23 protein-coding genes are annotated in these 21586 nt (G+C 73.4%); 14 read left to right on the top strand and 9 right to left on the bottom strand.

Going from position 1 to position 21586, the window contains the following annotated elements; all coding sequences use genetic code 11:
- Positions 1–39 precede the first annotated feature (39 nt).
- A complete protein-coding gene (locus FFA01_RS08990) occupies positions 40–618 on the top strand; it encodes a hypothetical protein (RefSeq protein ID WP_146855245.1) in 579 nt (192 codons plus the stop codon).
- A 164-nt stretch (positions 619–782) separates the two neighbouring features.
- Positions 783–1088, top strand: a complete 306-nt coding sequence (locus FFA01_RS08985) for a DUF427 domain-containing protein (protein WP_146855380.1) — start codon at positions 783–785, stop codon at positions 1086–1088.
- Between the two features lie 117 nt (positions 1089–1205).
- Here FFA01_RS08985 and FFA01_RS08980 read toward each other — a convergent pair whose 3' ends face one another.
- The 8 genes from FFA01_RS08980 to FFA01_RS08945 all read right to left on the bottom strand — a co-directional run bounded on the left by FFA01_RS08980 (position 1206) and on the right by FFA01_RS08945 (position 8315).
- Positions 1206–1850 carry a CGNR zinc finger domain-containing protein gene (locus tag FFA01_RS08980; protein ID WP_146855242.1) on the bottom strand — a complete coding sequence of 215 codons (645 nt, stop codon included), beginning with the start codon at positions 1848–1850 and terminating at the stop codon, positions 1206–1208.
- A 131-nt stretch (positions 1851–1981) separates the two neighbouring features.
- Entirely contained in the window at positions 1982–2437 is a 456-nt protein-coding gene (locus FFA01_RS08975; protein ID WP_146855239.1) for a SprT-like domain-containing protein, read from the bottom strand.
- Positions 2438–2458: 21 nt separating this feature from the next.
- On the bottom strand, positions 2459–3616 hold the full coding sequence (locus FFA01_RS08970; RefSeq protein WP_146855237.1) for a tetratricopeptide repeat protein: 1158 nt from the start codon (positions 3614–3616) through the stop codon (positions 2459–2461).
- A 90-nt stretch (positions 3617–3706) separates the two neighbouring features.
- The gene (locus FFA01_RS08965) at positions 3707–4900 is read right to left on the bottom strand and encodes a PQQ-dependent sugar dehydrogenase (protein WP_146855234.1); all 1194 of its coding nucleotides are present in this window, start codon (positions 4898–4900) and stop codon (positions 3707–3709) included.
- Between the two features lie 168 nt (positions 4901–5068).
- A complete protein-coding gene (locus FFA01_RS08960) occupies positions 5069–5461 on the bottom strand; it encodes a flagellar assembly protein FliW (RefSeq protein WP_146855231.1) in 393 nt (130 codons plus the stop codon).
- On the bottom strand, positions 5458–6342 hold the full coding sequence (gene flgL / locus FFA01_RS08955) for a flagellar hook-associated protein FlgL (protein WP_146855228.1): 885 nt from the start codon (positions 6340–6342) through the stop codon (positions 5458–5460). Before flgL ends, FFA01_RS08960 begins: the two co-directional genes overlap by 4 nt.
- 6 nt (positions 6343–6348) lie before the next feature.
- Positions 6349–7773: a flagellar hook-associated protein FlgK gene (gene flgK, locus FFA01_RS08950; protein WP_146855225.1), complete on the bottom strand. Its 1425-nt coding sequence runs from the start codon at positions 7771–7773 to the stop codon at positions 6349–6351.
- Between the two features lie 2 nt (positions 7774–7775).
- Complete coding sequence (locus FFA01_RS08945) at positions 7776–8315, bottom strand: flagellar protein FlgN (protein ID WP_146855222.1); 540 nt, start codon at positions 8313–8315, stop codon at positions 7776–7778.
- 509 nt (positions 8316–8824) lie between these two features.
- On the opposite strand from FFA01_RS08945, the gene FFA01_RS08940 reads away from it, so the two are divergent.
- From FFA01_RS08940 to FFA01_RS08920, 5 genes are all read left to right on the top strand, one after another.
- Positions 8825–9646: a sigma-70 family RNA polymerase sigma factor gene (locus FFA01_RS08940; protein ID WP_146855219.1), complete on the top strand. Its 822-nt coding sequence runs from the start codon at positions 8825–8827 to the stop codon at positions 9644–9646.
- A gap of 117 nt (positions 9647–9763) precedes the next feature.
- Positions 9764–10588, top strand: a complete 825-nt coding sequence (locus tag FFA01_RS08935) for a flagellin N-terminal helical domain-containing protein (RefSeq protein ID WP_208720879.1) — start codon at positions 9764–9766, stop codon at positions 10586–10588.
- Between the two features lie 219 nt (positions 10589–10807).
- Positions 10808–12196: a flagellar filament capping protein FliD gene (gene fliD, locus FFA01_RS08930; RefSeq protein WP_146855216.1), complete on the top strand. Its 1389-nt coding sequence runs from the start codon at positions 10808–10810 to the stop codon at positions 12194–12196.
- The gene (gene fliS, locus FFA01_RS08925) at positions 12196–12732 is read left to right on the top strand and encodes a flagellar export chaperone FliS (RefSeq protein WP_146855213.1); all 537 of its coding nucleotides are present in this window, start codon (positions 12196–12198) and stop codon (positions 12730–12732) included. The genes fliD and fliS overlap by 1 nt, the downstream gene beginning before the upstream one ends.
- The gene (locus FFA01_RS08920; RefSeq protein ID WP_146855211.1) at positions 12722–13078 is read left to right on the top strand and encodes a hypothetical protein; all 357 of its coding nucleotides are present in this window, start codon (positions 12722–12724) and stop codon (positions 13076–13078) included. Before fliS ends, FFA01_RS08920 begins: the two co-directional genes overlap by 11 nt.
- Before the next feature lie 46 nt (positions 13079–13124).
- On the opposite strand, the gene FFA01_RS08915 is transcribed toward FFA01_RS08920, so the two are convergent.
- Positions 13125–14663 (bottom strand): CitMHS family transporter, encoded by a 1539-nt coding sequence (locus tag FFA01_RS08915; protein ID WP_146855209.1) that lies wholly within the window; start codon positions 14661–14663, stop codon positions 13125–13127.
- Between the two features lie 264 nt (positions 14664–14927).
- Between FFA01_RS08915 and FFA01_RS08910 the strand changes: the two genes are divergently transcribed.
- From FFA01_RS08910 to fliG, 7 genes are all read left to right on the top strand, one after another.
- Entirely contained in the window at positions 14928–16859 is a 1932-nt protein-coding gene (locus FFA01_RS08910; RefSeq protein ID WP_146855205.1) for a sensor histidine kinase, read from the top strand.
- Entirely contained in the window at positions 16856–17551 is a 696-nt protein-coding gene (locus FFA01_RS08905) for a response regulator (RefSeq protein WP_244289778.1), read from the top strand. The genes FFA01_RS08910 and FFA01_RS08905 overlap by 4 nt, the downstream gene beginning before the upstream one ends.
- Positions 17552–17751: 200 nt before the next feature.
- Entirely contained in the window at positions 17752–18096 is a 345-nt protein-coding gene (locus FFA01_RS08900) for a flagellar basal body rod protein FlgB (protein ID WP_146855202.1), read from the top strand.
- Positions 18096–18491: a flagellar basal body rod protein FlgC gene (locus tag FFA01_RS08895; protein WP_146855199.1), complete on the top strand. Its 396-nt coding sequence runs from the start codon at positions 18096–18098 to the stop codon at positions 18489–18491. The genes FFA01_RS08900 and FFA01_RS08895 overlap by 1 nt, the downstream gene beginning before the upstream one ends.
- Positions 18491–18838, top strand: a complete 348-nt coding sequence (gene fliE, locus FFA01_RS08890; RefSeq protein ID WP_146855197.1) for a flagellar hook-basal body complex protein FliE — start codon at positions 18491–18493, stop codon at positions 18836–18838. Before FFA01_RS08895 ends, fliE begins: the two co-directional genes overlap by 1 nt.
- Positions 18838–20520: a flagellar basal-body MS-ring/collar protein FliF gene (fliF, locus tag FFA01_RS08885; protein ID WP_146855194.1), complete on the top strand. Its 1683-nt coding sequence runs from the start codon at positions 18838–18840 to the stop codon at positions 20518–20520. Before fliE ends, fliF begins: the two co-directional genes overlap by 1 nt.
- Positions 20517–21569: a flagellar motor switch protein FliG gene (fliG, locus tag FFA01_RS08880; RefSeq protein WP_146855192.1), complete on the top strand. Its 1053-nt coding sequence runs from the start codon at positions 20517–20519 to the stop codon at positions 21567–21569. Before fliF ends, fliG begins: the two co-directional genes overlap by 4 nt.
- Positions 21570–21586 lie beyond the last annotated feature (17 nt).

Here is a 21586-nt window from a genome sequence, read left to right as displayed (position 1 = left end):
CACGGGCGACCGCGGTCGGTCGCGACCTACGCTGGCAGGGTGAACGCGCATGGCCAGCAGAAGCACCAGGTCCGCCTCGACCACGGCATCGCCGGGGCGAGCCGCATCGCCCCGGGGGCCCACCTCGTGGTGGTCGTCGACGCCCTCGACGGGCACGGTCTGCTCAGCACCGCCGAGACCCTCCGCGCCGTCGCCTCCGCCCCGGGCGTCGACCCCGACGCCGACCTGCTGCTCGTCACCGGCCCGGCCGCGGCAGCCGACGCCGCCCGCCGCGTCATCGAACGCCAGGCCCGACGGGGGGACCGCGCCGTCGTCGCGATCGTCGCGGCCGGCTCCGTCGAGCCCGACGGCTTCCGCCCCGCCGTCGAGGATCAGCTGGCCGCCGGCGCCGTCGTCGACGCGCTCGCCGCCCTCGGCATCGACGCCTCCTCCCCTGAAGCCGCCGTCGCCTGCGCCGCCGCCGTCTCGCTCGCCCGCGCCTCGACCCACCTGCTGACCGCCTCGGCGTCCGCGGCCGAGCTGGTGGCGACCGACCGTGGCGATCTCGTGGAGTCGGCCCGCGCCTCCTCGGGGCAGGCCGACCGGGCGGTCGCGGTCGAGGTGGCCCGCGCCTCCTGATCCCGCGCCCCGCTCGGGGAGGTCGGCCAGGTGGGCGAGGTGGTCCGCGCCTCCTGATCCCGCGCCTCCTGACCCCGTGCCCCCGCTCGGCGGGGAATCACCGGGGCGGGCGTAGCGTTGCAGCGATGGCGACCACGACGTCGCCCCGATCCGCTGGAGGAACCATGAAGGCCGTGCTCACCGATGGAACCGTCGTCGCCGAAGCCCCGAAGGACGATCTGATCTCGATCGAGGGCAACTGGTACTTCCCTCCCGCGAGCGTCGACGCCACCCTGCTCGAGGAGAGCCCGACGCAGTACCACTGCCCGTGGAAGGGCGACACCCAGTACTTCAGCGTCAAGGCGGGCGACGACCTGCTGCAGGACCGCGCCTGGAGCTACCCTGCGCCGATCCCGACCTCGTTCGAGCGCGTCGGCGAGGACTACACCGGCTACGTCGCGTTCTGGAAGGACGTGCAGGTCGTCGAGTAGCGCGCACCGCGCACCGCACCAGGGGATGGGCACCGCACCAGGAGAAGTCCTGGTGCCGTGCCCATCTTCTGGTGGCGTGGCGGAAGGCGCCTCAGCGCCCGGCCTCAGCGCCCGGCCTCAGCGCCCCGCCGACCGCTGGCGGTGCGCCCGCACCTTGGCCCGGTTGCCGCAGCGCTGCATCGAGCACCAGCGGCGGCTGCCCGCCCGCGACTCGTCGTGGAAGAGCAGCCCGCAGAGCTCGTTCGAGCAGCGACGGAGGCGCGAGTCCGGCCCGCCGACGAACCCCACGGCCGTGAAGAGCGTCACCGCGTCGCGCGCCACCGACGACATCGCCTGGCCGAGCCGCAGCCGGCCTGCCCCGGCCTGACGGCGCCCGCCTTCGAGCGACGGCGGCACGTCGGGGGTCGCCGCGAAGAGGTTGAGCGTGTCGACGTCGTCGGGATCGGTCGAGGTGCCGTCGGCGGCGGCCACCGCGAGGCGCGCGATGGCGTCGCGGAGGGCGCGGGCGTCGGCCAGCTCGCGGTCGGAGGCGGCACCCGAGATGCCGGCGAAGCGCTCGCCGATCCAGTCGTCGAGGTCGGCGGTGAGCAGCAGGCCGTCCCACGGGGTGGAGCCGTCGGCCGGCAGGGCGAGCCCGGACTCGGGGCCGAAGCGCGAACCGGCGCGGAACCCGCCGAGGTAGGCGAAGTCGAGGCTGAGCGCGCCCGAGTCGAAGAACCACCGGGTGTCGGTGTCGGATCTGAGCCACTGTCCGGTCTGCACCGAACCAGCCTAACCGGTTACGTGCCTCCCCGGCTCGTCCGATCGACGCCGAGGCGTCACGACGTGCCGCGGGCTGACGGTGCGAGCGGCCGGTCGTCACCCCTCGAGGGAGGGAGCGAGGGAGGCGCGGGTCAGGGCTCGCGCCGGGTCCAGCTGATGAGGTGGGCCGGGTCGTAGCGCCGCGAGCAGCGCCCGCACGAGAGCGGCCGCTTCGGCTCGCGGTACCGGTAGTGCTCGTGCCCGGCGGCGCAGACGCCCACCCACGGTGCGAGGTCGGAGGCGATCGCCCCGTCGTGCAGGCGGCTCCCGACGTAGCCGAGGTCGCCGGCCACCGCCTTCCAGCGCGGACCGTGACCGGCCCTCGACCCGGCGAGGGCGTGCGCGACCTCGTGCAGCAGCACCTGGTGGATCTCGTCGTCGTCGTACCGGCCGGCGAGGTGCTTCGACACGGTGATGCGCTTCTGCGTGTAGTTGCACAGGCCCGCGCGGGTCTTGGCGTTGTCGAAGCCGAAGCTCCACACGGCGGGGTCGAGGTGCAGGGCGATCAGGGCGTCGGCCCAGTGCCTCACCCGATCGAGATCGGCCACGGTCGGTTCAGGAGGCGCGGGTCAGCGACGAGGGAACGGCCACGTCGACGGCTGGTCGTCCCGCGGCAGCCCCTCGACCACGCCGGTGACGCCAGTCGCGCCCGGACGGGGCTCGTCGTCCTCGTTGCGATCCTCGTCGTCGACCGGGGCCGAGTGCGACGCGTGGGTCGGGCGGCTCGACGAGTCGCGGAAGCGGTCGCCGTCGCGGTGACCGGCGGCATTGGCCGCGAGGCTCGAGATCTTGCCCCAGAGGCTGGTGTCGGCGCGGACCGGGCGGTCGTCCGACGGGGACTCGACCGGGGCCGCGTCACGTCGGACGCCGGACGCGGGGTGCTCGTCGGAGTCGTCGGTGCGGGTCGCGGCGGCGCGGGCGGCCGCCGAGGGGTCGACGGCCGAGGGGTCGTCGGCGTCGGCGTCGGCGTCGGCGCTCGTGGCCGAAGGGAGGTGCGCGGGGTCGACCGAGGAGCTCGAGGGCAGGACGCCGGTCGGGTTGGTGTCGCCGGGCCGCGGGGCCTCGTGGTCGTACGCCGCGCCTCCTGCGGGGGAGACGTCGGGGGCGGCGGTGTCGGTGCCCATCGTCATGTAGGCGCGCATGACGTTCTCGATCGCGACGCGGAGACCCTCGGTGCGATCGCGGGGCGCACCGCTGGCCTCGTAGGCGGCGAGGGCCTGCGCGAGGTTCTCGCGCGCCTCGTCGTGACGGCCGAGGTCGAAGAGGGTGTAGCCCTCGAGCTCGGCGGCGGCGGCCTCGAGCTCGCGCCACTCCTCGGTGGCGGCGGTGATGCGGCTCGTGTGCAGGTCGTTCAGGGCGCGCTCGAGCTTGCCCTGCTCGCGGAAGATGTGGGCGCGGCGGATGCGCGCCGCGGTGGAGTCGGCGCGGTCGCCCGTGAAGTGGGCCAGGCGGAAGGCCTCCTCGGCGATGGCGAGGGCCTCGTCCAGGCGGCCGAGCAGGCGCAGCAGGTCGGCCCGCTCGCCCAGCGCGGAGGTGCTGCGGCTCTGGCCGAGGGCCGCGAGCCGCGCTTCGGCGGCGGGCACGTCGACGGCGGTGCGCAGGCTGATCGGGTCGAAGCGGCCCGCGCCTCCGAGGTTCGCGACGGCAGGCGCGGCGAGACCCGGGGGCACGCTCTGGGGGCGGGCGCTGCCGGGTGCGGATCCGAGGCGGGGGTCGTGCTCACTCATCGTGTTCGAGGGTAACCGCCCGTACCCCGAACGGGCCGCGCGGCGCGCAGGCGTCGTCCGGCAGACGCCGTCATGTCGCCCGAGCGCGGCTCAGGGCAGGCGCGTGAGCGGCACGCTGACGATGCGGTCGTCGCCGTCGCCCGGCGACCCCCGGCCGTCGGTGTTGTTCGTCAGCAGCCACAGGGTGCCGTCGGGCCCCGGCAGCACGTCGCGGATGCGTCCGAGCGACTCGTCGCCGGCGAAGCGCTCGGTCGGCGTCGCGTCGGACGAGTCGGGCACCTGGATCTCGAACAGCTTCTCGCCGCCGAGACCGGCCAGGAACAGCGTCGAGCCCACCGCCGTCAGGCCGCTCGGGCTCGCCTCGTCGGTCGACCACTGCAGCACGGGGTTGAGGAACGCGCCGTCGTCGCCGCGGCCCTCGACCTCGGGCCAGCCGTAGTTCCCGCCGGGAGAGAGCGCGTTGAGCTCGTCGTAGGTGTTCTGCCCGAACTCGGCAGCCCAGGGCGAGCCGAAGGCGTCCCACGCGATGCCCTGCGGGTTGCGGTGACCGAGCGTGTAGACCGGCGAGCCGGGCATCGGGTTGTCGGTCGGCACGGCGCCCGTCGGCGAGAGGCGCAGCACCTTGCCGCCGAGCGAGTCGGGATCCTGCGCCGCGGTGGGGTCGGACGCGTCGCCCGTGGTGACGTAGAGCATCCCGTCGGGGCCGAAGGCGAGGCGTCCGCCGTCGTGGTTCGACGCCTTCGGTATGCCGGTCAGCACGTCGTCGACCGGGCCGAGCCCGTACGAGCCCGCCGAGCCGGTGATCGGGGCGCGGACGACGCGGTTGTCGTCGGCGGTGGTCAGGTACGCGTAGAGGTACGACGGAGCGCCGCCGAGCACGGCGAGTCCGAGCAGGCCGCCCTCGCCCTCGTGCACCACGCCCTCGATCGCGGCGACCTCGCGCAGATCGCCCGAGGCGGTGAGCTCGACGACGCGACCGCTGTCGCGCAGGCTGATCAGCGCCGAGCCGCTGTCGAGTCGGACGACCGACCAGGGCGACTCGAGCCCGGTCGCCACATCGGTCGTGGCGGAGTCGTCGGCGATCGTGACGCCGGCGGTGCTGGTCGTCGCGGAGACGGGCGACGGGCCGGCCGAGGCGGTCGAGGGCGCGGCGGCGTCGGCGGAGGTCGACGCGTCGGAGATCGACGGCAGGGTCGATGAGGCCTGACCGGTGCAGCCCGCGAAGAGCAGGGCGCCGACCGCGGCTGCGGCTGCGAGGGCCGTGGTGCGTCGTCTCGTCGTCATGTGTCGCGCCTCCTCGCCATCAATGAGACAGGACGCCGAGGGCCCGATCGGCGCGGATCGGGTGATCGTTGTCGGACCGTGACGCGGGTGTCCGCCCTCTGGGGGACACCCTCGGTCGGAGCCGGGTCGGAGCCGGGTCGGAGCCGGGTCGGCGCGACGGGACGCCGGTCAGTGCGCGGCGAGCTCCGCCCGGAGCGGCCAGTCCTGGCCCTCGAGGATCAGCTGCGCGCCGGCGCCCGTGACCCGGTTCACGACGATCGGGGCGAGCAGGTTGACGGTCATCCCCGAGGAGGCGGGGGTCGCCACGACGAGGAGGATCGCGTCGTCCGCGTCGGTCAGCCCGAGCAGCGCGGTCTGCTCGTCGCTGACGACCGGCGAGTAGTCGGGCAGGTGCACGGCGGCGTCGAGCACGAAGAGCCGCACCTCGTCGCCCGCGTCGACGGTCCGCAGGGCGAAGAGCCCGACGGCGCCCTCGATCTCGTCGAGCACGAAGTCCACGCGGGGCTCGAGTCCGAACGGCGGCGAGACGAAGGCCACGTGCGACTGCGTCGTGCCGCTCATCGGAGGAAGTCCATCAGCGAGGTCTGGACGACCTTCGCGGTGATCGCCAGGGCGGCCTGGTACGAGTTCTGCTGCAGCTGCAGGTCGAGCACGGCCTGACCGAGGTCGAGGTCCTCCAGCTCGGAGCGCTGCGCCTCGAGGCTGACCTTGGTGTCCATCAGGGTGTCCTCGGCTCTCAGTAGCTGGGCATGGCGTGCTCCGACGCCCGACTGTACGCCGCGCAGATCGCCGACGCGAACGTCGATCGCGGCGAGATGCGTGCTGACGTTGGTCCCTCCGCGGAGGTCGGTGACGATGTCGTCGATCAGCCGGAACACCGAGTCGTCGCCGTCGCCGAAGGCCCGGGCGCCGTCGGCGTCGACGCGCACGGTGGTCTCCGGCCCGATGCGACGCAGGACGGCCGCGTCGACGCCGCCGGTGAACGTGTAGTCGTCGGTCCAGGCGACCCCGGCGTCGGAGGTCCCCGCGAAGACGCTGCGGCCGTTGTAGCTGGCGTTCGCGGTGCTGAGCAGGTCCTTCTTGAGGCCCTCGAGCTCGGTCGCGATCGCGTCGAGCGCGTCGGGCGACACGGCTCCCGTGTTCGCGCCCTGGAGGGTGAGCTGACGCACCTTGGCGAGGATCGCGTCGGCGGCGGTCAGGGCGGAGTCGGCGGTCGACAGCCAGCCGTTGCCGTCGTCGACGTTGCGCGCCTGCTGGGCGGTGGCGGCCTGCAGGCTCTTGACGCGCATGGCCTCGGCCGTGGCCGTCGGGTCGTCGGACGGCCGGGCGATCCTCTGCAGGCTCGACGCGCGCGCCTGCATGTCGGAGACGCGGGCCTTGCTCGCCTGGAGGTGCTGCTGCGACTGCAGGGAGGTCATCTGGTCGGTGACGCGGCTGATCATGATCCGTTACCTCCCGACCCGGCCCATGCCGTTGATGAGCGTGTCGAGCATCTCGTCGATGGCGGTCATGACGCGGGCGGCCCCCTGATAGGCGTGCTGGTACGAGAGCAGGTTGACGTTCTCCTCGTCGAGGCTGACGCCCGAGCCCGACAGCTGGCGGTTCTTCGCCGAGGTCGCCGCGAGGTCGGTCAGCGTGGCCTGCTGCGACTCGCTCTTCGACGTGGCCCCGATGCCGGCGACGATCGCCGACCAGGCGCGGTCGGGCGAGCCCGTGCCGGTGCCGAGCCGCTCGATCGCGAGGGCGACCGTGCTGTCGTGGGCGCCTCCGGTGCCGTTGCCCGAGGCGATGGTCGCGGCCCCGGTCGGCAGCACGGTCAGGCCGCGGGCCGCCGAGACGCCCGGCGTCAGCGCGAAGAAGTCGTGGTCGGAGGTGCCGTCGGCGGTGACCCCGGTCCGGTGCACCGCGTTGACCTGCGTGGCGAGCTGCGTCGCCAGGGCGTCGTACGAGGCGGCGGCCTCGGCGAGCACGCCGCCCGTGCCTCCGGCGGCCGCGGGCTGCAGCAGCGAGACGGCTCCGGCGAGGCTGCCGCCGGTCAGAGCGACCGACTGCCCGGGCCGGTCGGCCCACTCGACCGAGACGCCCGCGCCGGCGGTGGCCATGCTGTAGCCGCCGGTGACGGCGACCGTGCGCGACGAGGTGCCGCTGACGAGGGCGTTGCCGCCGACGAGCACGTCGACGGTGCCGTCGCCGACCTCGCGGACGGTGCCGCCGGCGATCGCGGCGATCCGTTCGGTGAGCACGGAGCGGGCGTCGATCAGCTCGTTCGAGCTGACCCCGAGCTGCGTGTTGGTGCGGATCCGGGCGTTGAGGTCGGCGACCTGCGACGCGGCCGAGTTCAGTTCGGCGGCGAGGCCGTCGGCCTGCGTGCGGAGGCCGGACCACTGCTCGTCGACCGCGCGATGGCCGGCCGACAGGGAGGCGGCGAGCGAGGTCGCCTGACCGATCAGCACCGCGGCGGGCCCGGATTCGGCCGGGTTGTTGGCGACGTCGCCCCAGGCCGACCAGAACGCGGTGAGCTGGCTCGCGATGCCCGTCGTGCTGGGCTCGCCCAGCGAGGCCTCGAGGGTGGCGATGACGGAGGCGCGGGTCGACTGGTACCCGGCCGTCGCGGCGGCGCTGCGCACCTGTCCGTCCACCACCTGGTCGCCGAGGCGCGCGATGGCGTCGACCGACACGCCCTGCCCCGCGACGACGCCGGCGCTGAACAGGCCGGCGCGGGCCGGCGACTCGATCGACGAGGTCGTCACGCGCTGCCGGGTGTAGCCCTCGGTGTTGACGTTGGCGATGTTCTGCCCGGTGACGTCGAGCCCGGAGCGCGCGGCGACGAGGCCGGTGTAGGCGGTGTTCAGGCCGCCGAAGGTGCTGCCCACGGTCAGAGCCTCCCGTCGAAGAGGTGCCCGCCCGTGGCGGTGGTCGGCGCGGCCGTGCCGCTGCGGAGTCCGGAGGCGCTCGTCGCCGTCGACCCCGTGGCGTCGTAGATGGCGCCGGCGGCGGCGGTCGCGTCGCCGGTGGTGGTCGCCAGCGTCTCCTGGGTGGCCCGGGCGGCGGCGCGGAGGAACCGTTCGTTCTCGTCGCGCAGCTGAGCGATCCGGGCGGTCAGGTCGGTCATGGCCTTGAGGTGCGCCGTGAAGATCTCGCCCCAGGGGCCTGCGGGAGCCGCGGCGATGATGTCGCGGAGGGGCGCCTCCTCGTCCGTCCCCCACTGCTGGGCGACCGACGAGACCTCGACGCTGCGCTCGAGGCCGGCCGAGCGGAGGCGGTCGAGCACCTGCTCGACCTCGCGGGTGGCGTGGTCGATCCAGCGGGTGCGGCCGGCGGTGAGCAGCAGCTGTTCCTCCTCGAGCTTGAACGTGAGCAGCTCGAGCAGCTCGCGTTCACGCCAGAGCAGCGCGGACAACTCGTTCGCGCCCATGGTGCCTCCTCGGTCGGGATGGTCTCGGGGGAGGGCGTGCCGTCCTCCCGATGGGGGACTATCGGCGCGGGGACGACCGCCGTTAGCCACCAGGGGTCGGTGAGCGGCGATCGGGGCGACGATGGTCCTCCTACCGTGTCGCGCCCTCGCGCGACAGAGGGTTCTCGTCCCCATTCGGGGGGAGGGGGTACAGGGCGGGTCCCCCGGAGACGTGACGCCTGTTCCCCCTGACTGGGGGCACACAGGCCCCCCTCAGCCTGTGTGGACGCCGATAGCGTGGTCGGTGCAGGGCGGTCCCGACCCGCCCGACCGGTCACCCCGACTCGACCGGTCGCGCAGTGTCAGATCACCCGACGTCACCCGGCGTCACCCGCAGTTCCGAACGCCCGATTCGCTTACCCGCAGATCATTCCGCGTCGCTCGATCCAGCCCTGATCAGAGGGCTGTTCGTCGCGCCCGCGGACACGTCACACGCCCGTCCATCGGGCCCCTCTTGCTGGGAGCAAGCGATGAACCGCACCGAACGCAACGCCCTCGTGGTCGAGAACCTGCCGCTCGTCGGCTACCTCGTCTCCGAGGTCTGCGCCCGCGCCACGCACCTGTCGCGCGATGACCTCGCGAGCGTCGGCGCCGTCGCCCTCGTGCAGGCGGCCGACGCCTTCGACCCGACTCTCGGCATCCCGTTCGGTGCCTACGCGCGCACCCGCATCGTCGGCGCCTTCGCCGACGACATGCGCTCGGGCGACTGGGCGAGCCGCGGCACCCGCAAGCGCATCAAGGAGACCCTGGCCGTCCAGGAGGCGCTCACCGCCTCCCTGGGTCGTATCCCGTCGGTCGACGAGATCGCCGGCGCCCTCGGCGTCGACCGTCAGACGGCCTCCTCGGCGTTGAGCGACGCGGGCCGCACCGTCACCGCGCTCGACGAGACGGTCGCCGACCACCTGGCCGCCGACCTCCCGCTGCCCGGCGAGAACCTGCTCGTCGAGGAGCGCGGTCGCTACCTGCGCGCCGCCGTCGAGGCCCTCCCCGAACGGATGCGCCTCATCGTCGAGGGCGTCTACTTCGGCGACCGCACGGTCACCGAGATCGCCGACGAGCTCGGCATCACCCACAGCGCGGTGTCGCAGCAGCGCACCGAGGCGATCCGCCTGCTGCGCGACGGTCTCGCCGCGCACTACGCCGACGACCCCGACGCCGGGTTCGAGCCCGTGTCGAGGACGGCGCCCGCCCGCCGCAGCGCGTACCTGTCGCGGGTCGCGACGAACGCCGCGGTCGGCATCGCCCGGGCCATGCGCGAACCCGAGGCCGAGGGCTTCAGCACGGCCGTCTGAGGCCGTCGACGAAAAACTTCCGCGACTTCCTAACCGTCGCGGTCGACCGGTCGACAGTGATCGGTGTCAGCCCACGGACGGGCAGACGAACAACACCCAGTCACGGAGGAGAACACCATGGGTATGCAGATCAACACCAACCTCGCGGCCAACAACACCTACCGCAACCTCAACAGCACGCAGAACGACCTGTCGAAGAGCCTCGAGAAGCTCTCCAGCGGTCTTCGCATCAACCGTGCCGCTGACGACGCGGCGGGTCTCGCGATCTCCGAGGGCCTGCGCTCGCAGGTCGGCGGACTCACGGTGGCCGCCCGCAACGCCCAGGACGGCATCTCGGTCGTCCAGACCGCGGAAGGCGGACTGACGGAGGTCCACTCGATCCTCCAGCGTGTCCGCGACCTGGCCGTCCAGTCGGGCAACGACTCGAACAACGCGGACGCCCGCACGGCGATCCAGACCGAGGTCACGGCTCTCAAGGACGAACTGACCCGTATCGGCAACTCGACCAACTTCAACGGCATCGACCTGCTCAACAGCACCGGTACCCTGACGTTCCAGGTCGGCGCCGGATACACGGCGGCCAACGACCAGATCTCGGTGAACCTCACCGACATCACGGCCGTCGCGACGGTCGTCGAGGGCCTCACCTTCGACACGGCCGCCAACGCCCTGACCTCGATCGAGGCGCTCGACGAGCAGATCACCGCCGTGTCGTCGGCTCGCTCCGAGCTGGGTGCCGTCCAGAACCGCTTCGAGCACTCCATCGCGTCGACCAACGTCGCGAAGGAGAACCTCACGGCGGCCCAGTCGCGCATCCGCGACGTGGACATGGCCGAGGAGATGGTCAAGTACACCCGCTCGAACGTGCTCAGCCAGGCCGGCACCGCGATGCTGGCCCAGGCGAACCAGAGCACCTCGAGCGTCCTGTCGCTGCTCCGCTAGTCGTAGACGAGCTCCGGTCCGTGCTCCCAGCTCGGACCTGACCCCTCGCCTCACCGCGGTCGGAGACCGGGTGGCGCCGACGTCGCAGCTGATCCTGCGCCGTCGTCCCGCCCGGTCTCACCCCGACAGCCGGCCCTCCGCCCCACCGGCCCGATCCGCTCCACCCGTTCCACCCCGTGGCATCCCGCCGCACCCCACCCCCTTCGTCAGGAGCACCAGATGGCCTCGCTCGGCATCGACGGCCTCGTCAGCGGGCTCGACACGACGACGCTGATCAACACGTTGATGCAGTCCGAGGCCGTGCCGCAGACGATCCTGAAGAACAAGGCCACCGCCGGTCAGACGCTCGTCGCCGCCCTGCAGGGGCTGAACAGCAGGATCGCCGACCTGGCCACCCTCGCGACCTCGACCGCCAAGGCCGGATCGCTCTCGCTCTTCACCCCCACCAGCAGCTCGACGGCCGTCACCGCGACGACCTCGGCGGGCGCGGTGTCGGGCTCGGTCGACCTCGTCGTCGGCGCCACCGCGTCGTCGAAGACCGCGGTGACCGCGGCGATGACGGCCTGGCCGGACTCGCCCGCGACCCTCACCTTCGTCTCGGCCTCGGGGAAGACGACCGAGGTGACCGCCGCCTCCTCGTCGCTCGACGACGTCGTCAAGGCCGTCAACGCCTCGGCCGCCGGCGTCTCCGCCGTGAAGGTGGCCTCGGGCACGGACGCCTCGGGCGCCGTGCAGTACCGCCTCCAGCTCTCGAGCACGACGAGCGGCGCCGCCGGCGGCTTCGAGGTCCACCGCGGCACGGCCGCCGACGTCGAGGCCGGTACGGCCGCCGACCTGATGGCGCAGCCCGGCGCGGCCGTCATCGCGCAGGCGCGCGACGCCTCGATCACGCTGTGGGCCGGCACGGCGGCCGAGCAGGTCGTCACGAGCGGCAGCAACACCTTCGCCGACGTGATCCCCGGGGTCTCGGTGACGGTCTCGGCCGTGACCGCCGAGCCCGTGCACCTCACGATCGCCCGCGACGCCACCGCCGCGACGAAGGTGGCGAGCGACCTGATCGCCGGGGTCAACGCCGCCCTCACGATCATCAGCACCAAGAGCGCCGCGACGACGTCGACGAGCTCGTCCGGCACGACGACCGTCACGGCGGGCGTCTTCGGCGGCAACTCGACGACCCGCGGCATCACGCAGCGGTTGACCGACGCCGTCCTCAGTCCGGTCGACGGCCGGTCGCCCAGCGCGATCGGCATCTCGATCGACGCCAAGACCGGCCAGTTCTCGGTCGACGCCGAGAAGTTCGCGGCGGCCCTCGCCGCCGACCCCGAGAAGGTCCAGGCGACGATGAGCGCCATCGCCGCCCGCGTCGCGTCGACCTCGACGGCAGTGTCGGACAAGTTCGACGGCTCGCTGACCAAGGTGATCACGGGCCAGCAGTCGGTCGTCCGCGACCTGAACGACCGCGTCAGCGTGTGGGACGACCGCCTCGCGGCGCGTCGCGAGAACCTGCAGAAGACCTACTCCGCCCTCGAGGTCGCCCTCAGCAACCTCACCGCCCAGCAGAGCTACATCACCAGCCAGCTCGCCGGACTCTCGACGAGCAGCAGCTGATGGACGCCACCTCGTTCGCGGCCTTCGCCGCCGCCACGTCCGGCCCCTCGGCCGTCGTGCAGAAGCAGCGCGCGCAGTACACCGCCGACGCCGTGCAGTCGGCCACCCCGGTGCAGCTCGTCACCATGCTCTACGACCGCCTGCTGCTCGACCTCTCGAGGGCCGAGGCCGCCCAGGTCTCCGCCGACTGGGCCGCCGCCTCCGAGCAGCTGCTGCACGCCCAGGCGATCGTCGCCGAGCTGTCGTCGTCGCTCAAGATCGACGTCTGGGACGGCGGAGAGGGTCTGCTCGCGCTCTACACGTACTCGTCGACGGCCCTGGTCAACGCGAACATCCACCGCGACGTCGCCCTGACCCGCGAGGTCGTCGGACTGCTCGAACCGCTCCGTCAGACCTGGCACGAGGCCGCCGCGTCGCTGCAGGCCGAGGGCCGGGCCTCGACCGGGTCGGCGCCCGCCGGCGCGGGCTACGGCGCGGCCGGCGGCTACGGCGCGGGCGGGGCGTCGGGCCTCGGAGGAGCGCTCGGTGTCGGCTGAGCCCACGACCGCGACGACGGACGCCGCCGCCGAACGGCACCCGGCGTGGTCGGCCGCGCTCGACGACCTCGAGCGCGGGATCGACGACGCCGAGCGGACCCTGACGTCGATGGAGCCGGAGTCGGCCCCGTCGACGGCGGCCGCCCGCTGGACGCCGCCCACGGGGCTGGGGCCGCTGCCGGTCGAGCTGTCGACCCGCGCCTCCTCGGTGCTCGCTCGTCAGCAGGCGGTCGCCGAGCGCCTCCACACGGCCCGCTCGGCCGTGCTGCAGCACCTCGGCGCCGTCCGCACCGTCGAACGGTCGCACGAGCCCGATCGCCCGGTCTACCTGGACGCCCTGGGCTGATCCGGCCCGGGGCCGGCCTCGGGCCGGCCACGGGGTCAGCCCGGGATCAGCCCCAGGGGATCACGCCGACCACGATCGCGACCGCGAGCATGACGAGCGACACGATCGCCGCACGCCAGAGCACCTTCTTGTGGTGGTCGCCGAGGTTCACGTTGGCGAGACTCACGAGCAGCAGGATCGCCGGCACGAGCGGGCTCTGCAGGTGCACGGGCTGGCCGACCACCGAGGCGCGGGCCATCTCGACGGGGTCGATGCCGAAGGCGGCGCCGCTCTGCGCGAGCACCGGCAGGATGCCGAAGTAGAAGGCGTCGTTGCTCATGAAGAAGGTGAGCGGCAGGCTCAGCACACCGGTGATGACGGCGAGGTACGGGCCCATCGAGGTGGGGATCACGTCGACCAGCCACTGCGCCATGGCGTCCACCATGCCGGTGCCGTTCAGCACGCCGATCAGCACGCCGGCGGCGAAGACCATCGACACGACCCCGACGATGCTGGGGGCGTGGGCGACGATCTCGGCGGACTGCTCCTTCACCCGCGGGAAGTTCACCAGCAGCGCGATGGCCGTGCCGACCATGAAGACGTAGGCGAGCGGGAACAGGTCGGCGACGAGCAGCACCATCACGGCGACCGTCAGCACGAGGTTGAACCAGATCATCCGCGGGCGCAGCGTCGGGCGGTCGGGGTCGAGCATCGTGTCGGCCATCGTCGCGCCGCCGGGGGTGCCGTTCTCGTTCCCATCGGAGGCGCCGGCGCCGACGGGGTTGTCGACGGCGCGCTCGCCGGGGGCGTCGGCACGGCTGCCGTCGGCGCGTCCGCCCCGCACGCCGAGCGCGACGGTCGGGCTGGTGAACATCGAGACGCCGACGCCGGGCACGCCGGTGCCGCCGCCGCGCGAGGCGGTCGCGAGCTCCTGCGACAGCGGAGACATCGCGGCCGCGGCGGCCTCGAGACGCGAGCCGCCGACCTCGAGCGTGCCGAGGCGGCGTCGTTCGCGCAGGCCCATCAGCCAGGCGAAGACGAACACGAGCACGAGGCCCGCGATCAGGGAGGGCACGAGCGGCACGAAGATGTCGCTCGGCTGGACGCCGAGGGCGGCGGCGGCGCGCACGGTCGGCCCGCCCCACGGCACGATGTTGAGCGTGCCGTTCGCGAGGCCCGCGACGCAGGTGAGCACGACGGGGCTCATGCCGAGCTTGAGGTAGATCGGCAGCATGGCCGCCGTCGTCACGATGAACGTGGTCGATCCGTCGCCGTCGAGCGAGACCGCGCCGGCCAGCAGGGCCGTGCCGAGCACGACCTTCGCCGGGTCGTTGCCCGTCACCCGCAGGATCAGGCGCACCAGCGGGTCGAACAGCCCGACGTCGATCATCAGGCCGAAGTACATGATCGCGAACATCAGCAGCGCCGCGGTCGGGGCCAGGTCGCCGATCGCCTCGATGACCATGTCGCCGATGCCGAGACCGGCGCCGGCGAAGAGGCCGAAGATGGTCGGCACCATGATCAGGGCCAGCATCGGCGACAGCCGTTTGGTCATGATCAGCACCATGAAGGTCAGCACCATGAGGTAACCGAGTACGACGAGCATCCGAACTCCTTCGTCCGAGTGGGTGGCGCCGTGGGGGCGCCGAGCGTGTCCGGGCACGCTAGCCGCGCCTCCTCGGCCTCGTCGCGCTTGTGCGCATTGGCGGACTATCCCGCGTTCGCGGCGTTCTGCGCGTTCTGCTCAGCCGGGTCCGCCCCGTGCCGCACGGGGTGGGACCCGCCGCCCCGCCCCCTCGGCAGGAAAGGAGCGGCGCGGGGACGGCAGGAGGCGCGGGTCGGCCGCACCGCGCCCGGTACCCTGGCCGACGTGACCGACGACAGCTCACCACGGCGGCGCCGCAGCGCGCCCGACCGTCGGACGAGCGCTCGGGCGGGTGCACGGGGCGACACGGGGCGGGCGCCGGCACCGCGCCTCCGGAAGCGCCGCTTCGCCACCGAGGTGCTGCTGCTGCAGCTCGCCGTCGTCACCGCGATCGTGCTGCTGACCAGCGCCGTGTTCGCCGCGATCGCCGTCCAGCGCCTGGCGCGCGAGGCCGAGTCGACCGCGCTCGCCGTGGCGCAGAGCGTCGCGTCCGACGCCGACGTGCGCACCGAGGTCGCGGCCCTCAGCGTCGACGGCACCGTCATCGACGAGGAGGCGCTGGCGGCGGGCGACCTGCAGCTCACGGCCGTCGCGGCGCAGCAGCGCACCGGGGCGCTCTTCGTCGTCGTCACGGACGACCGCGGTGTGCGCCTGGCCCACCCCGATGCGTCGCGCATCGGCGAGCGGGTGAGCACCAGTCCGGACGCCGCGCTCCGCGGCGAGGAGGTCGTGTCGTGGGAGCGCGGCACGCTCGGCGAGTCCGCCCGCGCCAAGGTGCCGATCTACGCCCCGTCGGCGGAGGCGGGCTCCGCGGGGTCGGTCGTGGGCGAGGTGAGCGTCGGGTACGCGCCCGCCCGGGTGTACGACACCCTCGCGCGCGACAGCCTGCCCGTGATCGGCGTGGCCGTGCTGGCCCTGGTGATCGGCGTCGTGGCGTCCGTGCTGATCCGGCGACGGCTCGACCGCGCGACCCTCGGCCTTCAGCCCGAGGAGCTGTCGGCGCTGGTGCAGAACCAGCAGGCGGTGCTCGGCGGGGTGGGCGAGGGGGTGCTCGCGGTCTCGCGCGACGGGATCGTGACGGTCTGCAACGACCAGGCCGCGCGCCTCCTCGGGGTCGACGGGCCGGCGGGCGTCGGCCGGCCGCTCGACGAGCTCGACCTCCCCGCCGCGCTCGTGGAGCTGCTGCGCGAGGGCGCGGGCGGCACCGCCGCCGCCGGTCCCGGTGCGGGCGGTCGGCCGGTCGAATCGGGCGACACGACGCTCGTCGTCGGGAGGCACGTGCTGCTGGTCGACGTGCGCCCGGTCTCGCGCGACGGCGTCGACCTCGGCCGGGTCGCCGTGGTCCGCGACCGGACCGCCGTCGAGGCCCTCACGCGCCGGCTCGACGCGGTGGGTGCGATGACGACGGCCCTCCGGGCGCAGCGCCACGAGTTCGCCAACCGCCTGCACGCCCTCTCGGGCATGCTCGAGCTCGGTCGGGCCGAGCAGGCGCGCGGCTACCTGGCCGACGTGCTCGACCACGGGCCCCTGCGGTACCCCGTGGCGCACGCCGATCGACTGACCGAGCCGTATCTCCAGGCGTTCCTCGGGGCGAAGGGCGTCGAGGCGGCGGAGCGCGGCGTGCTGCTCAAGCTCGGCCCCGAGACCCTCGTGACCGGCACCGTGGTCGAGCCCGGCGACGTCACGACCGTGCTCGGCAACCTGATCGACAACGCCGTCCGGGCCGCGGTGGCGGGTCGCGTCACCCCGGCGTGGATCGAGGTCGAGGTGCTCGACGACGGCGCCGACCTGCACCTCTCGGTGATGGACTCGGGCGAGGGGGTGGCCGAGGCGGGCCGGCTGTTCGAGCGCGACCCGAGACGGGGCGACGGCTCGCGAGCCGACCGCGGCGACGACGGCGGCGGCCCGCGGGCCGACGCCGACGACGACGACCCCGTGCACGGCCTCGGCTTCGGTCTGCCGCTCTCGCGCGACATCGCCCGCCGTCACGGCGGCGACGTCTGGCTGGGGTCGGCGGGCGACGTCGATCACGGGGCCGTGTTCTGCGCCAGGCTGGTGGGCGCGGTGGCGAGGCGCCCCGCCGAGCCGACCCGCGCCTCCTCGTCCACCGACGCGGACCCCGCTGCGCGACCCGACGACCCCGAGAGGACCCCGTGACGACTCCCGAGCTGACCGTGCTGGTGGTCGACGACGACTTCTACGTCGCCGACCTGCACCGCCGTCAGGTCGAGCAGGTGCCCGGGATGCGGGCCCTGCCGGCCGTCGGCACCGCCCGCCAGGTGCGGAGCGTGCTCGCCGAGCAGCACGTCGACCTGCTGCTGCTCGACGTCCACCTCCCCGATGGCGACGGGCTCGACCTGCTGCGCGACCTCGACGTCGACGCGTTCGTGCTCAGCGCGGCCTCGGACGCCGCGACCGTCCGCCGGGCGCTGCGTCGCGGCGCCCTCGGCTACCTGATCAAGCCGTTCGCCTCGGGGCTGCTGGCCGACCGGCTCGGCGCCTACCAGCGCTACCGGAACGTGCTCGACGAACGCACCGGCGTCGACCAGGAGGCGCTCGAACGGGCCCTGCGGATCCTCCACTCGGGCGACGCGGTCAAGGCGGCGTCGCCCTCGCGGTCGGCGACCGAGCAGTCGGTGCTCGAGCAGTTCGGCCCCGGGGCGGGCGCCGGGTCGGGTGCCGGGTCGGGCGCGGTCGAGCTGTCGGCCGCCGACGTCGCCGCCCGCGTGGGGGTCTCGCGGGCCACGGCGCAGCGCTACCTGGCCGCGCTCACCGCCGACGGCCTCGTCACGATGAAGCTCAGCTACGGCACCACCGGCCGCCCCGAGCACCGCTACTCGCGCCCCTGACCCGCGCGTCGCCCCGCGTCGACCCCGGCATCGCCCCGCGTCGCGATCCCGTCGGCTCCCGCGCCCCCACTCCGGGGGCGGGCGGTCGGCGCCCGCTTACGCGCCGTCGTCGCCCGCCGATAGAGCGCAGTGAGCACGGATCGCTCGCACCCCGGCCACGGATCGGCCTCCCGCACCCCACCGACCCCTCCGGGACAGGCATGCCACTCGAATCCGTGACGCAAGCGGCGCTGCAGAGCGCGCTCGACGGTCTCTCGCTGCGCCAGAAGACCATCGCGAACAACATCGCGAACGTGAACACCCCCGGCTACCAGGCCAAGCGGGTGGCCTTCGAGGAGGCGCTCGGCCGGTCGGTCGCGCAGGGCAGCGGCGCGGTCGACGCCACCACGGCGCGCTCGCTCGAGCCGACCCGCACCGACGGCAGCAACGTCAACCTCGACACCGAGACGCTCTCGAACGTCGACACGGTGCTGCGGTACCAGTTCGCGACCCAGGCGATGAACTCCGAGCTGACGGCCGTCCGCGCCGCGTTCCGGACCACCTGATGACCGCCTTCGACGCGATCGGCATCGCGAGCACCGGCCTGACCGTGCACCGCAAGTGGCTCGACGCCGTCTCCGACAACATCGCCAACGCGAACACCGTGAAGTCGATGGACGACACCGCGTTCCAGGCGCGCTACATCGAGGTCCAGGAGGGCGACGGCACGTCCGGCGTCTTCGTCAAGGCCGACCGCTACGGCAGCGAGGAGGGACGGGTCACCTACCAGCCCGACCACCCCCTGGCGGACGCCGAGGGCTACGTGCGGATGCCCGACATCGACCTCGGCGCCCAGATGGGCGACCTGATCATGGCGCAGCGCGGCTACCAGGCCAACGCCGCTGTCGTCGACCGTGCCAAGACGGCCTACGAGGCCGCCCTCCAGATCGGACGTGGCTGATGCCCTTCTCCCCCATCACCGCCGTGCAGGCGACCGGTTACGCCGACGTCGGCAGGCTGCTCCAGACGGGCGGGGCCGGCGGCGGTGCCGGCGCGACCGGCGCGACCGGGGCGACCAGCGCCTCCGGGGCCACCTTCGGCGCCAGCATGGCCGGCGCCGTCGAGGGCCTGCAGCAGCTGCAGGGCGAGGCGAAGACCCTCGCCGTCAAGGCCGTCACGGGTGACCTCACCGACATCCACGACGCGACCATCGCGGCCACCCGCGCCCAGGTCACCCTCGAGCTCGTCAGCGCCGTCCGCAACAAGGGCGTCGACGCGTTCAACGAGATCATGAGGATGCAGGCCTGATGCCCACCGCCGTCAAGAACTCGTTCGACCGGATGCGGGCCGCGCTCGCGGGCTTCTCGATCGCGCAGAGGACCATCGCGGTCATCCTGCTCGCCGTGATCGTGCTCGGCGTCGTCGCCCTGGTCAGCTGGCTGACCAAGCCGACCTACACGCCGCTGTTCAGCGGCGTCGATCCCGCCGACGCGAGCGCGATCGTCGAGCAGCTGCAGGCCGACGGCGTGCCCTACGAGCTCACCGCGGGCGGCAACACGATCCTCGTCCCCGAGGAGCACGTCTACCAGGAGCGCCTCACCGCCGCCGCCGCGGGCCTGCCGTCGACGGCCGGCGCCGGCGGGTACAGCCTGCTCGACACGATGGGGGTCACCTCGTCGGAGTTCCAGCAGGACGTCACCTACAAGCGCGCCATCGAGGGCGAGCTCGCGAACACGATCAAGGCGATGGACGGCGTGAAGAACGCGACCGTGCAGCTGGCGATCCCCGAGGAGAGCGTCTTCGTGGCCGAGCAGCGCGACCCGACCGCCTCGGTGTTCGTCGAGACCCAGGCCGGCGTCACCCTCACCGACAAGCAGGTGCAGGCCATCGTCAACCTGACCAGCGCCTCCGTCGAGGGCATGACCCCGACCGACGTGGCGGTCACCGACGCGACGGGGGCCGTGCTCTCGCAGGTCGGCACCGGTGCGATCGGAGGAGGCGCGGGCGAGGCCAGCGACTACGAGACGAAGGTGCAGACGGCCGTCCAGACCATGCTCGACAAGGTGGTCGGCGTCGGCAACTCGTCGGTCGTGGTCGCGGCCCAGCTCGACCAGAACTCGGGGACGCGCGTCACCGAGTCGTTCACCGAGCCCGAGAGCGGCCCCCTCGCGCTCAACGAGTCGAGCAGCACCGAGCAGTACGGCGCGGGCGGCGCCGGGACCGGCACCACCGGCGTGCTCGGCCCCGACAACATCGCCGTGCCCACCGGCGCCGACGCCGCCGCGGCGGACGGCACGGCCGCGGACGGCACCGCCGCCGACGGGTACGTGAACGAGTCGGCGACCAAGAACAACGCCGTCGACAAGACGACCGAGACGATGACGGTGCCCTCGGGGACCGTCGCCCGCCAGACCGTGTCGGTCGCGCTGAACGCGACGGCCGCGCAGGGCGTCAACATGCAGAGCATCCGCGACCTGGTCGACAGCGCCGCCGGCATCGACGGCGCCCGCGGCGACGCGGTCGACGTCGCCCTGGTCGACTTCGACACCAGCGCCGCGACGGCCGCGCAGGAGGCCCTGGCGGCCGCCGACGCCGCCGCCGCGACCGAGGCCATGTGGTCGACGATCCGGACGGCCAGCATCGTCGGGTTCATCGCGCTCGCCGCGATCGTCGCGCTCATCGTCTTCGCCCGCCGCAGCCGCCGGCAGGCCCGTGAGGACGTCGACCTCGGCGAGCTCGCGTCGGCCAACGCCGCGCAGACCTGGGACGCGACCATGCGTCTCGACCTGGACGCCGCCTCCGGCCGTTCCATGCTGGGCGCCGACGACACCGCGACGCAGATGCTGCCGACGGTGGAGGCCCCGGAGCCCTCGCCCGAGAACCTCACCGCCGAGCGCCGCCGGGCCGAGGTCGACGCGCTCGCCGAACGCGACCCCGCCAAGACGGCGGAGCTGCTGCGCAGCCTGCTCGACCAGCGGAGCGGCGTGTGAGCGCCGTCGTCCCGCTCGGCGAGGCGACCTCCGGTTCGGCCTCGGCCGATCTCACGGGCGCGCAGAAGGTCGCCGTGATCCTCATGCAGATGGAGCAGACGCGCGCCGCGACCGTGATGCAGCAGTTCAGCCAGGAGGAGGCCGACGAGATCACGGCCGAGATCGTCCGCCTGCGTCGCGTCGACCCCGAGGTGGCGGAGTCCGCCGTCGCCGAGTTCCACGACCTGAGCGTCTCGGGCCGCTACCGGCGTCGCGGCGGTCACGACGTCGCCATCGGCCTGCTCGAGGCGTCGTTCGGCGCGGAGCACGCGGCCAGCGTGATGGAGCGGCTCGCCTCGAACATGGCCCGCAAGTCGTTCGAGTTCCTCGACGACGCCGACCCCGGCCAGGTCGTCGCGCTGCTCGACGGCGAGCTGCCGCAGACGATCGCGCTGGTGCTCGCGCACGTGCGTCCTCAGCAGGCGTCGATCGTGCTCGCCGGGCTCGACCTCGACGTGCGCGCCGACGTCGCCCAGGCCATCGCGACGATGGGCACGGCCACGCCCGAGGCCGTCGGCATCGTCTCCGCGACGATGAAGGTCCGGGCCGGTGCGGTGGTCGCCCCGCGCGACCAGATCGAGGTCGTCGGCGGCATCCAGCCGCTGGTCGAGATCATCAACCGCAGCGACAGCGCCACCGAGCGCGCCCTCCTCGACGGGCTCGACGCCCGCGACCCGGAGCTCGCCGAGGAGGTCCGCTCGCGCATGCTCACCTTCGAGGACATCGTCAAGCTCGAGTCGCGCGACATCCAGCAGGTGCTGCGCGGCATCGACGCGGCCGTCCTGGCCACGGCCATGAAGGGCGCCCCGCCCGCGGTCACCGCCGTCATCCGCGGCAACGTCTCGGCCCGCAACGCCGAGCTGCTCGACGACGAGCTCCAGTCGATGGGGCCGGTCCGCAAGTCGCAGGTCGAGGAGGCGCGGGCCGAGGTCGTCCGCGCGATCCGCGAGCTCGAGGCGCTCGGCTCGATCACCGTGCACCACGGCGACGACGACGCCCTGGTCGAGTAGCCCCCCCCGCCCCTCCC

Origin of the sequence: Frigoribacterium faeni, assembly GCF_007988805.1 — a bacterium.
GTDB lineage: Bacteria > Actinomycetota > Actinomycetes > Actinomycetales > Microbacteriaceae > Frigoribacterium > Frigoribacterium faeni.
Note: the sequence above shows the minus strand (reverse complement) of the source record. Positions and strands in the feature narration are given on the sequence as shown.

Bases quoted from the DNA above. Each gene is read 5' to 3' on its own strand.
- FFA01_RS08985 (WP_146855380.1), top strand. From the start codon at position 783: ATGAAGGCCGTGCTCACCGATGGAACCGTCGTCGCCGAAGCCCCGAAG.
- FFA01_RS08970 (WP_146855237.1), bottom strand. From the start codon at position 3,616: ATGAGTGAGCACGACCCCCGCCTCGGATCCGCACCCGGCAGCGCCCGC.
- FFA01_RS08965 (WP_146855234.1), bottom strand. From the start codon at position 4,900: ATGACGACGAGACGACGCACCACGGCCCTCGCAGCCGCAGCCGCGGTC.
- FFA01_RS08960 (WP_146855231.1), bottom strand. From the start codon at position 5,461: ATGAGCGGCACGACGCAGTCGCACGTGGCCTTCGTCTCGCCGCCGTTC.
- flgL (WP_146855228.1), bottom strand. From the start codon at position 6,342: ATGATCAGCCGCGTCACCGACCAGATGACCTCCCTGCAGTCGCAGCAG.
- FFA01_RS08945 (WP_146855222.1), bottom strand. From the start codon at position 8,315: ATGGGCGCGAACGAGTTGTCCGCGCTGCTCTGGCGTGAACGCGAGCTG.
- FFA01_RS08940 (WP_146855219.1), top strand. From the start codon at position 8,825: ATGAACCGCACCGAACGCAACGCCCTCGTGGTCGAGAACCTGCCGCTC.
- FFA01_RS08935 (WP_208720879.1), top strand. From the start codon at position 9,764: ATGGGTATGCAGATCAACACCAACCTCGCGGCCAACAACACCTACCGC.
- fliD (WP_146855216.1), top strand. From the start codon at position 10,808: ATGGCCTCGCTCGGCATCGACGGCCTCGTCAGCGGGCTCGACACGACG.
- fliS (WP_146855213.1), top strand. From the start codon at position 12,196: ATGGACGCCACCTCGTTCGCGGCCTTCGCCGCCGCCACGTCCGGCCCC.
- FFA01_RS08915 (WP_146855209.1), bottom strand. From the start codon at position 14,663: ATGCTCGTCGTACTCGGTTACCTCATGGTGCTGACCTTCATGGTGCTG.
- FFA01_RS08900 (WP_146855202.1), top strand. From the start codon at position 17,752: ATGCCACTCGAATCCGTGACGCAAGCGGCGCTGCAGAGCGCGCTCGAC.
- FFA01_RS08895 (WP_146855199.1), top strand. From the start codon at position 18,096: ATGACCGCCTTCGACGCGATCGGCATCGCGAGCACCGGCCTGACCGTG.
- fliE (WP_146855197.1), top strand. From the start codon at position 18,491: ATGCCCTTCTCCCCCATCACCGCCGTGCAGGCGACCGGTTACGCCGAC.
- fliF (WP_146855194.1), top strand. From the start codon at position 18,838: ATGCCCACCGCCGTCAAGAACTCGTTCGACCGGATGCGGGCCGCGCTC.